General features: G+C 65.3%; 9 protein-coding genes and 4 pseudogenes. 7 read left to right on the forward strand and 6 right to left on the reverse strand.

Annotated features, from left to right (window positions below):
* Positions 1 to 22: 22 nt before the first annotated feature.
* Positions 23 to 475 (reverse strand): universal stress protein, encoded by a 453-nt coding sequence (locus RHBS_RS14400; RefSeq protein ID WP_032378962.1) that lies wholly within the window; start codon positions 473 to 475, stop codon positions 23 to 25.
* A gap of 412 nt (positions 476 to 887) precedes the next feature.
* On the opposite strand from RHBS_RS14400, the gene RHBS_RS30595 reads away from it, so the two are divergent.
* Genes RHBS_RS30595 through RHBS_RS14410 form a run of 3 tightly spaced genes read left to right on the forward strand, consistent with a single transcriptional unit; the run spans position 888 to position 4,326 of the window.
* Entirely contained in the window at positions 888 to 1,877 is a 990-nt protein-coding gene (locus RHBS_RS30595; RefSeq protein ID WP_237669221.1) for a S9 family peptidase, read from the forward strand.
* 32 nt (positions 1,878 to 1,909) lie between these two features.
* Positions 1,910 to 3,514: an ATP-binding cassette domain-containing protein gene (locus RHBS_RS30600; RefSeq protein WP_237669222.1), complete on the forward strand. Its 1,605-nt coding sequence runs from the start codon at positions 1,910 to 1,912 to the stop codon at positions 3,512 to 3,514.
* A complete protein-coding gene (locus RHBS_RS14410) occupies positions 3,511 to 4,326 on the forward strand; it encodes an ABC transporter permease (RefSeq protein ID WP_237669223.1) in 816 nt (271 codons plus the stop codon). Before RHBS_RS30600 ends, RHBS_RS14410 begins: the two co-directional genes overlap by 4 nt.
* A gap of 47 nt (positions 4,327 to 4,373) precedes the next feature.
* Here the strand turns inward: RHBS_RS14410 and RHBS_RS14415 are convergent.
* Together RHBS_RS14415 and uvrB are read right to left on the reverse strand one after the other, a co-directional pair.
* Positions 4,374 to 5,239 (reverse strand): annotated as a pseudogene (locus RHBS_RS14415) (hypothetical protein).
* A 97-nt stretch (positions 5,240 to 5,336) separates the two neighbouring features.
* Positions 5,337 to 7,499, reverse strand: a complete 2,163-nt coding sequence (gene uvrB / locus RHBS_RS14420) for an excinuclease ABC subunit UvrB (RefSeq protein ID WP_128645895.1) — start codon at positions 7,497 to 7,499, stop codon at positions 5,337 to 5,339.
* 78 nt (positions 7,500 to 7,577) lie between these two features.
* Here uvrB and RHBS_RS14425 point away from each other — a divergent pair, with 78 nt between their 5' ends.
* A complete protein-coding gene (locus RHBS_RS14425; RefSeq protein WP_094612596.1) occupies positions 7,578 to 8,123 on the forward strand; it encodes a DUF402 domain-containing protein in 546 nt (181 codons plus the stop codon).
* A gap of 31 nt (positions 8,124 to 8,154) precedes the next feature.
* Here the strand turns inward: RHBS_RS14425 and coaE are convergent, their stop codons facing one another.
* Positions 8,155 to 9,372 (reverse strand): dephospho-CoA kinase, encoded by a 1,218-nt coding sequence (gene coaE, locus RHBS_RS14430; RefSeq protein WP_128645896.1) that lies wholly within the window; start codon positions 9,370 to 9,372, stop codon positions 8,155 to 8,157.
* A gap of 129 nt (positions 9,373 to 9,501) precedes the next feature.
* Here coaE and RHBS_RS14435 point away from each other — a divergent pair, with 129 nt between their 5' ends.
* The gene (locus tag RHBS_RS14435) at positions 9,502 to 9,690 is read left to right on the forward strand and encodes a hypothetical protein (RefSeq protein ID WP_128645897.1); all 189 of its coding nucleotides are present in this window, start codon (positions 9,502 to 9,504) and stop codon (positions 9,688 to 9,690) included.
* Positions 9,691 to 9,866: 176 nt separating this feature from the next.
* On the opposite strand, the pseudogene rpsA reads toward RHBS_RS14435, so the two are convergent.
* Positions 9,867 to 11,344 (reverse strand): annotated as a pseudogene (rpsA, locus tag RHBS_RS14440) (30S ribosomal protein S1).
* Positions 11,345 to 11,559: 215 nt separating this feature from the next.
* Here rpsA and RHBS_RS14445 point away from each other — a divergent pair.
* A pseudogene (locus RHBS_RS14445) lies at positions 11,560 to 12,386 on the forward strand (class I SAM-dependent methyltransferase).
* Here the strand turns inward: RHBS_RS14445 and RHBS_RS14450 are convergent.
* On the reverse strand, positions 12,317 to 13,498 hold the full coding sequence (locus tag RHBS_RS14450; RefSeq protein ID WP_237669225.1) for an isocitrate/isopropylmalate dehydrogenase family protein: 1,182 nt from the start codon (positions 13,496 to 13,498) through the stop codon (positions 12,317 to 12,319). The pseudogene RHBS_RS14445 and the gene RHBS_RS14450 overlap by 70 nt on opposite strands.
* A 10-nt stretch (positions 13,499 to 13,508) precedes the next feature.
* Here RHBS_RS14450 and RHBS_RS14455 point away from each other — a divergent pair.
* Positions 13,509 to 13,699 (forward strand): annotated as a pseudogene (locus tag RHBS_RS14455) (2'-5' RNA ligase family protein); the annotation flags it as partial.

Genomic DNA, 13,699 nt, shown 5'->3' on the forward strand with positions numbered 1-13,699 from the left:
CGTCGGTGTGTACGGGGTGAGATCAGCGGACGGTGTGCACGATCAGAACATCGCACGTGGACTTGCGAGCGGCGTCCGACGGGACCGATCCCAACAGGCGGCCCGTCAACGAGTTCAGGCCGCGGTTGCCGACGACGAGCAGGTCGCCCTTCACCTCGTCCACGAGTGCCAGCAGCGACTCGACGGGAGCACCGACGATCGCCTTCTCCTCGATGTTCTTCGCACCGGCCTTGGTGGCGTGCTCGCGCGCCGTGCGCAGAATCTCACGCGTCGGTGCCGATCCGGTGATCTGATAGGCGTCCTCGCGCAATGCGTCGGCGGCAGCGGACGTGTCCTTCGGATCGGCCGGGTAGTACGCGCAGGCGATCACCAGGGTGGCATCGGCGTCTCCCGCCAGAGCCGCGGCCTTCTCCACTGCCCGCAGTGACGATTCGGAGCCATCGGTCCCGACGACGACGGTGCGGTAGGCGCTCATTCATTCCTCCATTTGTCGGTCACACACAGATGTGACACTTCTGGTCGAACTCGATTGGTGCAAGTCACAGGACCGAAAGACGTGGTCCGGGGACTGATTCGCTGACATTAGCCGGAACCGGCCGATCGGCACGTGAACTTGGGGAACAACACGATCCGCGCCACTCACATACATTGGTTTCCATGCCGATTCCCCGCCCGCCACTGTCGAGACGGGCCATGACTGTCGGTGCCGCCGTGATTGCGGTTCTGGCGGTAGCCGCCCTCGCATTCGTCTTCCTCCCCCAGGATTCGAGCGCCGACACATCCACTCGTGATGCGCGCATCACGCTACCGGACAGCCCCGGGTCGACGGGCACCGTCGACATCGACGCTCGTCTCTACGCCCCCCGCCGTCACCCCCCGCGCCGACGGTGCTGCTCGCCCACGGCTTCGGCGGCAGCAAGGACTCGGTCGACGGTGAGGCACGTGACCTCGCGACGCGCGGGTACACCGTGCTGGCCTACAGCGCACGTGGGTTCGGCGACAGCACGGGTTCCATCTCGCTCAACGACCCCGATCGCGAGGTCGCCGACGCACGCGGACTCATCGACTGGCTCGCCGAACAACCGGAGGTGGAACTCGACGCTCCCGGCGACCCGCACGTCGGAGTCGCCGGCGGATCCTACGGCGGCGCACTGGCACTGAGCGCAGGCGGCACCGACCCCAGGGTCGATTCGATAGCCGCAGCGATCACCTGGAACGACCTGGGTCAGGCACTGTTCCCCAACTACGGCGTCACCTCCACCGAAGGCCGAGAAACCCTCGGCGACACCGTCACTCCCGCAGCTGCCGAGTACGGCGGACCCGGTGTCCTCAAGCGCGGCTGGGCCGGAGTGTTCTTCGGAGTGGGCGCAGCGAGTGCACCGCCCGGCGGAAACGGCGACGAAGGCACCGATCCAAGCACCGCCGAGAGCACCTCGGCCTGCGGACGATTCGCACCCGAATTCTGCGACGCCTACACCCAATCCGCGGTGACCGGAATCCCCAGCCAGCAACTCCTCGATCTGCTGACTGGCCACTCGCCGGTCGCGGTGGCGTCGAACATCACCGCACCGACCCTGCTGGTTCAGGGCACCCAGGACACACTGTTCGGTCTGGATCAGGCCGACGCGACGGCGCGTCAGATCGCCGCGGCCGGTGGGAACGTCACCGTGCGATGGTTCGACGGCGGCCACGACGCAGGCGGAACGGACGGCACGAGCGATCGAGCCATTGCCGACTTCTTCGACACGACGTTGCGTGACAGCGACGCCGCGACCGGCACCGGCACCGAGCCGTTCGTCTACTCCACTCAGCGGGCAGCCGACGAACGCGGCGGCGACCGCGACCGCCGAATGACGCTCCCGCCTACCCGGGACTGACCTCCGCAGCCGATCCCACTGAGACCGAATCGGTGACGTTCGCTCCGACCGCGGAGAACCAGTCGATCGTTCGTCCGCCCGGAGCGTCGCCGTCGGCGATCTCCTCTGTGCCAGGCTTGGGCTCGGTGCTCTCGACTCTCGGATCGACCGGGGCCGGAGCCGCCCTGACCGCGGACCTGCCGGGCCAGTCGGCCACGTTCACCAGCGATCCCGTCGATTCGTCGGTGACGATCACCGGTGCCCCGAGGGTGAACCTGCGCGTGGCGTCGCTGGCCTCACCCGGTCAAGCCGTTCTGTTCGCGAAGCTCTACGACGTAGCACCGAACGGCACGAGAACTCTTCCGGGCGGGGCGGTCTCGGCAATTCGCCTACCCGATACCGAGGGCATCGATCCCGTCGACGTCACCGTTGCGCTTCCCGGCATCAGCTACACCGTGCAGCAGGGTCATCGCCTCGAACTGAGCATCTCCACCACCGATCAGGCCTATGCCGTTCCTCTCGAACCGGCACAGTTCAGCGTGGCCATGACCGACAACACCATCGCGTTGCCCACTGTCCCCGCTGAGGCGAGCGCCAACAGCACCGTTCCGGTGGCACCGCTGATCGGCATCGGGGTCGTCCTGCTCGTGGTCGCCGGCGCGATCGTCGCCGGAGTCGTGCGGACCAGACGTCGCGCAGTCGCCGAAGTGGACGAGGACCTGATCGACACTCCCCTGGTGATCACCGATCTGGCCAAGACCTACTCCAACGGCTTCCGCGCCGTCGACGGCGTCAGCTTCGAGGTGAAGCAGGGCCAGGTTCTGGGTCTCCTCGGGCCCAACGGTGCAGGCAAGACCACAACCCTGCGCATGTTGATGGGCCTGATCACACCCACCGGCGGCGATATTCGGGTCTTCGGCCACAAGGTGACGCCCGGAGCCCCGGTGCTGTCCAGGTTGGGCTCGTTCGTCGAGGGATCCGGCTTCCTACCGCACCTGACCGGAACGCAGAATCTGCGGCTGTACTGGGAAGCGACGGGGCGCCCGATCGAGGACGCTCATCTCGAGGAAGCCCTCGAGATCGCCGACCTCGGCACCGCGATCGAACGCAAGGTCAAGTCGTACAGCCAAGGCATGCGGCAGCGGCTGGCGATCGCCCAGGCCATGCTGGGGCTGCCGGATCTGATGGTCCTCGACGAACCGACCAACGGACTCGACCCACCCCAGATCAGGACGATGCGCGATGTGCTGATCAACTACGCGAAGACCGGTCGAACCGTGTTGGTGTCGAGCCATCTGCTCGCCGAAGTGGAGCAGACCTGTACCCACGTGGTCGTCATGAATCGCGGATCGGTGATCAGTTCCGGCACGGTCCGCGAACTGACCGCCGCCGGCGGACAGACCGAGATCAGGGTCGACGACGCCTCCCGCGCGCAGTCGGTGCTGGGTGCCTCCGGCCACAACGGTGCAGTGATCGTCGACGACGGCACGGTGACCGTCGACCTGACCGACGCGGACTCCGCCGTCGTGATCAGAGAGCTCGTCACCGCAGGGGTCTCGGTGCGCGGATTCTCGCAGTCGACGCGGCTCGAAGACGTGTTCCTCGACCTCGTACACCGAGACAACCCAGGGTCCGACACCAGCAAGGATCGCTCATGAGCACCACACACGCAGACGGGCGCGCTGCCGGATACACCGGCGGCAGCACCTTGCCGTTCCGTACCGAGTTGCGCAGGCAACTGGGACGTCGCCGCACTCAGCTGGCCATCGGCTTCCTGGCCCTGCTCCCGGTGATCCTGGCCATCGCCTTCACCGTCGGCAGCTCGAGTGCGGACTCCGACGCCGATGGACTCATCGAGCTCGGCACTCGCGGAGGCATGAACTTCACGGTCTTCGCTCTGTTCATGTCCGTGGGATTTCTGCTGATCGTGGTGGTGGCCCTGTTCTTCGGCGACTCGGTGGCAAGCGAAGCCTCGTGGTCGAGTCTGCGATACCTGCTGGCCATTCCCGTGCCCCGGAGTCGCCTGCTGACGCAGAAAGCACTGGTGTCTGCGACGCTGTCCAGTGCTGCGATCCTGGTGCTCGTCGGGGTGTCCCTGTTGATCGGCACAGTGATGTACGGGGCGGAGTCGCTCATCACGCCGCTGGGTGAGGGACTGCCTTACGGCACCTCGCTGCTTCGGCTGCTGATCGCGGTCGCGTACATCAGCATCAACCTGCTGTGGGTCGCCGGCCTGGCGATGCTGCTGTCGGTGCTCACCGACGCCCCTCTCGGGGCCGTCGGCGGCGCGGTGATGACCTCGATTCTGATGCAGATTCTCGATCAGATCACGGCGCTGGGATCACTTCGCAACTACCTGCCCGGGCACTACGCCAATTCGTGGATCGACGCATTCGGCACAAGCATCGACTGGAACGACATGGTGGTCGGCTCGTTCTCGGCCATCACGTACGCGGCACTGTTCGGCTGATCGCGTGGCGACGCTTCGGCACCAAGGACATCACCAGCTGAGGCGGGTTACTTCCTCTTGATCGCAGGCCCGAAGACGCCTCGGGAATGACGCCCTGGCCGACGATCGACTCGCGCCACGGTGTCGCGAGCGAGACCAGCCGAGCGGCACCGTCCTCGCCGAGGGCGGCCCACGGCGAGACGGCGAGGTCGTTGGTGATGTCCTCGACCAACGCGCGGAGATCCTTCCCGTCCTGGGTCAGCGCACCGTCGGACGAGAGCAGCTCTCGGTCGGCCAGAGATGCGACCGCCCCGTCCCACTGCTCGGTAGACCATCCGCGACGCTTGCGCGCGAATTCCTTCTCGAAGCCGTATCCGGTCGCGGTATGGGTGATCAGCGCCTCGAGACCGCTCAGGCCCGCCGTCTGCAGTGCCGCGATGTGACCGTCGCCGCGGTATTCGCGAATCAGGGTCAGGGCGTGCCACAGCATGAGATGCGGCGCTGTCGGCCAGTCGAGCTCGGCATACGCGGCGTACAGGGGACGACCGTCGTCACCGGGAATTCCCCGCGCCGCGATCGATGCCAGATCGGCAGCCTCGGACATGTCCGCCGACGTCAGAACCTCGGAGCCGAGCAGCCGGGCGAAAGCGGCATCGAGAGTGGCATAGCGGATGGCCATGATCTCGTCGGGTGACGCGATGTCCCAGGCGGCCGGAATCAGCGGCGCCAGCAATTCACGGTTGAAGTTGTAGAACGTGGCGGTCACGACACCTGCGCCGACGCGCCCCAGAGGCGCTGCTCGGCCCGCGAAATAGCAGGCCCGCGGCGGCAACCCGGCGGCGACGAGCGCGTCCTGCGTCTCCGGAAGGAAATAGGTCATCGAGTGAATCAGTTCGAGCGCGCGAGAGGTGCGGCCGGCGGTGGTTGCGTCCATCACTGAACCGTAACCGAACCATTTCGGCTCATTCCGCAGGCTCCACTCGCGACCCCCGGCTCATTCCGCAGGCCCCACTCGCGTATCCAAGCCTGCCCTATTTGAGCCCGGCCGCGTCCATCCCGCGCAGTTCCTTCTTCAGATCCTGGATCTCGTCGCGTAGTCGGCCGGCGAGCTCGAACTTGAGCTCGCGTGCCGCGTTCATCATCTGATCGGTCATGTTCTTGATCAGATCGGCCAGCTCGGCTCGCGGCATCGACGACACGTCCTGGCCCTCGTAGACACCGGTGCTGACCGACCTGCCCGCCTCGCCCTGCGCTCGCCGTCCACGGCTGGCGTTACGACCGGACCCCCCGACTTCGACGACGGAATCGGTGTCCTCGGCCTCCTGGTACACCTGGTCGAGAATGTCGGCGATCTTCTTGCGCAGCGGCTGCGGATCGACGCCTCGCTCCTTGTTGTACGCGATCTGCTTCTCGCGCCGACGCTCGGTTTCCTCGATCGCGTAGGTCATCGAATCGGTCATCTTGTCGGCGTACATGTGCACCTCACCGGAGACGTTTCGCGCGGCACGGCCGATGGTCTGGATGAGGCTGGTACCGCTGCGGAGGAAGCCTTCCTTGTCGGCGTCGAGAATCGCCACCAACGAGACCTCCGGCAGGTCGAGACCCTCACGGAGCAGGTTGATGCCCACCAGCACGTCGTACTCGCCCAGCCGGAGTTGCCGGAGCAGTTCGACGCGGCGCAGGGTGTCGATGTCCGAGTGCAGGTAGCGGACACGGATGCCCAGTTCGAGCAGGTAGTCGGTCAGATCCTCCGACATCTTCTTGGTCAGCGTGGTCACGAGCACACGCTCGTCCTTCTCCGCGCGTTCTCGGATCTGATGGACCAGGTCGTCGATCTGGCCCTTGGTCGGCTTGATGACGACCTTGGGGTCGACGAGCCCAGTCGGACGGATCACCTGCTCGACGAACTCTCCCCCGGTCTGGCCCAGCTCGTACTTGCCCGGAGTTGCCGAGAGGTAGACCGTCTGACCGATTCGCTGGGTGAACTCTTCCCACGTCAACGGTCGGTTGTCGGTCGCGGACGGCAAGCGGAACCCGAAGTCGACGAGGTTGCGCTTGCGCGACATGTCGCCCTCGTACATGGCTCCGATCTGCGGCACCGTCACGTGAGACTCGTCGATGACGAGCAGAAAGTCCTCGGGAAAGTAGTCGATCAACGTGGCGGGCGCGGTGCCTGCACCACGGCCGTCGATGTGCCGCGAGTAGTTCTCGATACCCGAGCAGAACCCGACCTGCTTGATCATCTCCAGGTCGTATTGCGTCCGCATCCGGAGCCGCTGAGCCTCGAGCAGCTTCCCTTTGCCCTCCAGCTCGGCGAGCCGACCTTCGAGTTCGGCTTCGATGTCCTTGACGGCTCGTTCCATCCGCTCCGGACCGGCAACGTAGTGCGTGGCCGGGAAAATGCGCACCGAATCCACCTGGCGAACGATGTCGCCGGTGAGAGGATGGAGGTAGTACAGCGCTTCGATCTCGTCGCCGAAGAACTCGATTCGAATCGCCAGTTCCTCGTAGGACGGAATGATCTCGACGGTGTCACCGCGAACCCGAAACGATCCGCGGGTGAAGGCCATGTCGTTGCGGGTGTACTGCACGTCCACCAGCAGCCGGAGCAGCGCGTCACGCTGCACTTCGACGTTGACCTCCAGCTCGATCGACCGATCGACGTACGACTGCGGGGTACCGAGACCGTAGATGCACGACACCGACGCCACCACGACCACGTCGCGGCGCGAGAGCAGGGATGCCGTCGCCGAGTGGCGCAGACGCTCGACATCGTCGTTGATCGACGAGTCCTTCTCGATGTAGGTATCGGTCTGCGCGATGTACGCCTCGGGCTGGTAGTAGTCGTAGTACGAGACGAAGTACTCGACTGCGTTGTTGGGCAACATGTCTCGCAGCTCGTTCGCCAACTGCGCCGCCAACGTCTTGTTCGGTGCCATCACCAGGGTTGGGCGCTGCAGCTTCTCGATGAGCCAGGCGGTGGTGGCCGATTTGCCGGTACCGGTGGCACCGAGCAACACGATGTCCTTCTCGTCCGCCTTGATCCGGCGTTCGAGCTCGGCGATGGCGGTCGGCTGATCGCCTGCCGGTGTGTGTTCGCTGACGACCTCGAACGCCGGTCCGGTGCGCTCGATTGCGCCCACCGGACGGTGTTCGGAGTGCGCGACAACGGGATGTTCGGATGCAAACGCCATTTTACAAGCGTAGACGCGACCACCGACAAGTTCCGTCGGACAGACCCAGGACGCCGGTTCCCGGTAGCTTCTACAGGCATGGTCGCTCACACGTCAGCCGGTGCGCACACCGTCGTTCATGCCCCCAAGCACGAGACGTTCGACCTCGTCGCCAAGACGAACGTGGATCCCAAGGGGTTCGTCCGCGTCGTCGACGAATACCGCGTCGAGCCGTGGGGGCTGTACATGGCCCGCCCGTCTGACCATGCCCATTTCGACTACCTGGAGTCCTGGTTGTTGCCCGCCCTCGGGCTCCGGGCCTCGGTGTTCCACTACCTGCCCGCGCACGCCCGCGATCAGGACTACTACGTCGACATCGGCGAGTACACCGCCGGCACCACCCGATGGACATCCGTCGACCACTATCTCGACCTCAGTGTCCGTACCGGCCGCGATTACGACCTCTTGGACGTCGACGAGTTGTTCGACGCTCGGGTGGCGCAACACCTCGACACCCCGACGGCGGAGCTAGCGCTGGCCAGATCCATCACGGCCATCGAAGGACTGACGCGGCACGACTACGACCTGAATGCGTGGCTCGCGTCCGTCGGCATGCCGACCGAGTGGAACGGCAAACCATCCTGATCGAGCCCGACCCGATTCACCCCGACCCGATTCACGCGGTCCAGTTCGTTTCCTCCGCCCACTGCCATGCCCGACGGTATGCCACATCGAACCATGGGGCTTTCGCGTTCTCGTAGGCCTCGATCGCCGATCGGAAGTCGGTGATTCCGGCAGCGGCCTCGGACGCCCGTCGCTTGATTCCGGAATATTCGGTGGTGATGCTGTCGTCCGCCCGCAGCCAGTCACGAAACAGCAGGGCGAACGTCTGATTCGGCCAGCCGTCCACGCGAATGTGTACGTTCGCAGGCCGACCGGGGTCCGCGCTGCCGTGAAAACGCTTGGACCACACGGCCGGATCGGCTTCGCCGCCGATTCCGTATGCAGGCTTCGGATGGTCGAAATTGCTGGCCTCTCGTCGGGGGAACCCTGCCACGCGCAGCTGTTCGGCGACGGAATCGGCGTCGTCGAGCCCCCGGACGGTGATCTGGATGTCGATGACATCCTTGGCGTCGAGGCCGGGCACTGCGGTGGAGCCGATGTGGTCGATCCGTACCGCTTTGTCGGCGCAGGCAAGGGCCAGGCGCGAGATGATGCGTCGGGCCTGGGATTCCCACGTGGGGTCGGCCGTCACCTGTTCCGGATGAACACGTGCGATGACACCCTCCCTGATGTTGCGCTCGAAGGGAATCAGACGGTCGTTCCACAGGGTTCGGACGTCGTCGTCGACGCTGCCCGGTGCGCCGGTGTTGTCGATCCACACGTCTGCCGCGGCTCGGCGCGCATCATCGGTTGCCTGCGCTGCGATCCGCGCGCGAGCATCGGCCTCGGGCATGCCGCGCTGTCCCGTCAGACGACGCACCCGTTCCTCGGCGTCGACCCACACGATGACCACGAGGTGGAAGAACGGGCCCATCGATCCCTCGACGAGGAGCGGAATGTCCTGCACGACTACGGCATCCGGCGCTGCTCCGTCGATGATCTCGGCGGTACGCGCACCGACCAACGGATGAACGATGGCGTTGAGCTTCTTGCGGGATTCCTCGTCGCCGAATGCCTTGGCCGCCAATGCGGGACGGTCGAGCGAGCCATCGGGTGCGAGAATGTCGGCTCCGAAGGTATCCGTCAGTCGTTGCAGCCCAGGTGTTCCCGGCTCCACGACTTCACGGGCCAGTACATCGGAGTCGACGAGCACTCCCCCGAGTTCGGTCAGCACCTTCGCAACGGTCGATTTTCCGGCACCTATTCCACCGGTCAGTCCCAGTCTCAGCATGCCCCCAGTCTGACACTCGAACACGCCGAAGCACACCAGCCCCAAATGCACGGGTTTCGGAGTTCGGTCGGTTATCTTCGACGAGCGCGACCTCGATGTGCCGACCCACAGCTATTGAAAAGGACACCCATGCGAAGCAATCAGATCCAACCGGGTCGGCACCGCCTTGGCATGGATGCAGGCGTACATTGCATTCTCATCCCGGAAGTAGCCTCGGCGTTGGCCGACCATCGGCGTAACTGGTTCACCAACCTCCTGACCCCCGCCCGCCACAGCTTCGCCACCATGCGCAAGCGGACGGCGAGCGTCGGCCAGTGAGTCCAGCCACCGCCGCGTAGTTCGCACTCCCCCTCCACCATGGGCCCGGTTCATCCGAATCGGGTCCATTGTCGTTTCCGCAGGGTTGCTGCTCACCTGATTCGAACGAGAAAGCCCCGGTTCTCATGGAGAGAACCGGGGCTCGGTGTCACACCCTCACGGGTGGACCACTTCTATCAGGCGTTGCCCGACAGCTTCTCGCGAAGTGCAGCGAGCTGCGCATCGCTGGCCAGCGAACCACCGGTCGAGGCCGGAGCCGACGCTGCGGGAGCGTCGCCTTCTGCGTCGGCGGGGGCCTGACCCGACTCGGAGGAGTAGTTGGTGTTGGCGGCTTCGGCAGCTTCGTCCTTGGCCGTCTTCTCCATCTGAGCGGTGTGCATCTTGTGGCGACGCTCTGCCTCGGCGTAGCGGCCTTCCCACTCTTCACGCTGCTTCTCGTAACCTTCGAGCCATTCGTTGGTCTCGGAGTCGAAGCCTCGGGGAAGATGTAGTTGCCACCCTCGTCGTACGAGTCGGCCATGCCGTACTTGGACGGATCGAACTCTTCTGCGTAGTCCTCGTTGGCCTGCTTGAGACTCAACGAAATCCGGCGACGCTCGAGATCGATGTCGATGACCTTGACGAGTGCGTCGTCGCCGACACCCACGACCTGGTCCGGAACCTCCACGTGGCGCTCGGCCAGCTCGGAGATGTGCACGAGGCCCTCGATGCCCTCTTCGACGCGCACGAATGCACCGAAGGGAACCAGCTTGGTGACCTTGCCGGGCACGATCTGGCCGATCGCGTGGGTGCGAGCGAACTGGCGCCACGGATCTTCCTGAGTTGCCTTGAGCGACAGGGAAACACGCTCGCGGTCAAGGTCGACGTCGAGAACCTCGACGGTGACCTCGGTGCCGACCTCGACAACCTCGGACGGGTGATCGATGTGCTTCCAGGACAGCTCGGAGACGTGCACGAGTCCGTCGACGCCACCCAGGTCCACGAAGGCACCGAAGTTGACGATGGAGGACACGACGCCCTTGCGGACCTGGCCCTTCTGGAGCTGGTGCAGGAACTCGCTGCGGACCTCGGACTGGGTCTGCTCGAGCCATGCGCGGCGCGACAGGACCACGTTGTTGCGGTTCTTGTCGAGCTCGATGATCTTGGCCTCGATCTCCTTGCCGACGTACGGCTGGAGGTCGCGGACGCGACGCATCTCGACGAGCGAGGCGGGAAGGAAGCCACGAAGACCGATGTCGAGGATGAGTCCACCCTTGACGACCTCGATGACGGTGCCCTTGACAGCCTCGTCCTTCTCCTTGAGCTCCTCGATCGTGCCCCAAGCGCGCTCGTACTGAGCTCGCTTCTTGGACAAGATCAGACGGCCTTCCTTGTCCTCCTTGGTGAGGACGAGTGCTTCGATCTCATCTCCCACGGAGACGACCTCGTTGGGGTCGACGTCGTGCTTGATGGAGAGCTCGCGGGAAGGAATGACGCCTTCGGTCTTGTAACCGATGTCGAGTAGAACCTCGTCACGATCGACCTTGACGATGGTGCCCTCGACGATGTCACCATCGTTGAAGTACTTGATCGTGGCGTCGATGGCGGCGAGAAAATCCTCTGCGGAGCCGATATCGTTGACGGCTACCTGCGGTGAGGTTGTGGTTGAGGGCATGTGTTGAGTTGCTCCGGACGGGTTGGGTATCGGTTGATGGATGTTAGGTCGGACTTGGTGAAACGCGTGCAGCACGAGCATCTTCGGCGTATCCGTCACCGGATCCGTGTGCGCCGACGTCGAGCGAACCCGACCTGGGCGCAGCATGAACACACTCGCGTTGAACAGGGTACGCGATGCCGCAGTACCAGCACAAACCCGGTTAGAGTCGGCGTGTGACCGATCTTTCCACACCGTCGTCCACTCCCGGCCGCGGCCGAATCGATTCGGTCGCGAGCGACCGCGCGAGTCGTCTCTGGTGGGATTCCGACGCGAGAGCTACCACCGTACGCACGGCGCGTTTCTGGGAGTGTCGACCGAATCCGGGGAGTTCGTCTGGTGCCCGGAGGGTCTGCACGAGGGCGACGTGCATCTGCTGGGCGATGTCGCGGACAAGGACGTCCTCGAGGTGGGCTGCGGCAGCGCACCGTGCGCCCGCTGGCTCGGGACTCAGGGTGCGCGCGCGATCGGTCTCGACATCTCGATGGGCATGTTGCAGCGCGGCGTCGATGCCATGACCGCAGGCGGGTCGACGGTTCCGCTGGTGCAGGCCAGTGCCGAGTCCTTGCCGTTCGCCGACGAACGGTTCGACATCGTCTGCTCGGCCTTCGGTGCCGTGCCGTTCGTCGCGGACTCCGCCAATGTGATGAAGGAAGTGGCGCGGGTCCTGCGGCCGGGCGGGATCTGGGTGTTCGCGGTCAACCACCCGATGCGCTGGGTGTTCCCCGACGATCCCGGGGTGGGCGGTCTGACCGCGACGATTCCGTACTTCGATCGAACCCCGTACGTCGAGTACGACGCCGACGGGACCCCCAATTACGTGGAGCACCACCGCACGATCGGTGATCGCGTGCGCGAGCTGGTCGACGCAGGTCTCGAAGTGCGCGACATCGTCGAGCCGGACTGGCCGGAGTGGCTCGACCGCGAGTGGGGTCAGTGGAGCCCACTGCGCGGGCAACTCTTTCCCGGCACCGCGATCTTCAGTAGCCGCAAACCGCTCTGACCGACAACGCTGCGATCAGCGCCGGTGCACCCGGGCTTCGACGGCTCGGTGAAGGCACTGGTCGACGCCTGCCCGCCGAGGTCGGCTGTCGCGACCCCGGATTCGACCGTGGTATCGACGGCGTGTCGGATCCTGCCCGCGGCCGCGGCCAACCGTTCGTCCCGATGCCGCGGGGCGAGCCACTCGAGCAGCATCGCAGCCGACAGGAAGAGCGCCGTCGGATTCGCACGGTTCTTGCCTGCGATGTCCGGGGCCGATCCGTGCGAGGCCTGCGCCATCGCCTGGGTTTCCGAGGAGTTGATCGACGGCGCGGTGCCCAGCGACCCGGACAGCTCGCCCGTCAGATCCGACAGAATGTCGCCGAACATGTTCTCGGCCACGATGACGTCGTACTCCTCGCCCCGTCGAACCAGGTGCGCCGCAAGCGCGTCGACGTGTTCCTCGGTCACGTCGACGTGCGGAAACTGCTCTCCCACTGCGCGGCACGCATCGCGGAACAGCCCTGTCGTCATCGAGAGCACATTGGTCTTGTGCACGATCGTCAGCTTCCTGCTGCGGCGCTCGGCCAACGAGAATGCCTCACGTGCAATGCGTTCGCAGGCCGCGCGCGTGAACACTCCGACCGCCAGCGCCACATCGGGAGTGGGCATGAACTCCCCGCTGCCGACGAACATGTTGCGATCGGCGTAGAACCCCTCGGTGTTCTCCCGCACGACCACCAGATCCATCCGCGGGGACACCGCCCGTACGCCGGGCAGCGTTCTAGCCGGCCGGATGTTGGCGAACAGATCGAAATTCTTGCGAATCCGTCCGCCCGGAGTCAGCTGTGACCGGAACGGGTCCGGATAGGACGCGCTGTCGTGCGGTCCGAGAATCCAGCTTTCGAGCTCGCCCAACTTCGAGAGCGTGGAATCGGGCATGGGCGTCCCGTGCTCGTCGATGGCACCCAGGCCCAGCGGCAGGTGCACCCAGTCGACTGCCGGTCCACCGACGGCTGCCAGGGCCGCGTCGACCACCCGGATCGTTGCGGGCACGATCTCGTGGCCTATCCCGTCGCCGGGCATGGCCCCGATCCGTAGCGCCGATGCATTCCGGCCGTCCGTCTGCGACATCATGGCCTCCATGGTGCAGTCCGCAGAACTTCTCCTCGACGCCGGCCTCGACGCCGCGGTTCGCCGCGAGTGGGCGGCACTGTCCGAAGCCGGCCTCCCGAGCCAGGACCGCCACCTCGGTGAGTCGAACCGCCCGCACGTCACCGTCGCGGTGGCGTCGTCGATGGCCGGCCGCGGTGGACGACGGCGATGCGGTCGGTT

This window comes from Rhodococcus sp. BS-15 (genome assembly GCF_000813105.1).
In the GTDB taxonomy this organism is placed as follows: domain Bacteria; phylum Actinomycetota; class Actinomycetes; order Mycobacteriales; family Mycobacteriaceae; genus Rhodococcoides.

Coding starts and splice junctions, on each gene's coding strand:
- RHBS_RS14435 (WP_128645897.1), top strand. CDS start 9,502: ATGCGAAGCAATCAGATCCAACCGGGTCGGCACCGCCTTGGCATGGAT.
- RHBS_RS14410 (WP_237669223.1), top strand. CDS start 3,511: ATGAGCACCACACACGCAGACGGGCGCGCTGCCGGATACACCGGCGGC.
- RHBS_RS14425 (WP_094612596.1), top strand. CDS start 7,578: ATGGTCGCTCACACGTCAGCCGGTGCGCACACCGTCGTTCATGCCCCC.
- RHBS_RS14400 (WP_032378962.1), bottom strand. CDS start 475: ATGAGCGCCTACCGCACCGTCGTCGTCGGGACCGATGGCTCCGAATCG.
- coaE (WP_128645896.1), bottom strand. CDS start 9,372: ATGCTGAGACTGGGACTGACCGGTGGAATAGGTGCCGGAAAATCGACC.
- RHBS_RS14450 (WP_237669225.1), bottom strand. CDS start 13,498: ATGTCGCAGACGGACGGCCGGAATGCATCGGCGCTACGGATCGGGGCC.
- uvrB (WP_128645895.1), bottom strand. CDS start 7,499: ATGGCGTTTGCATCCGAACATCCCGTTGTCGCGCACTCCGAACACCGT.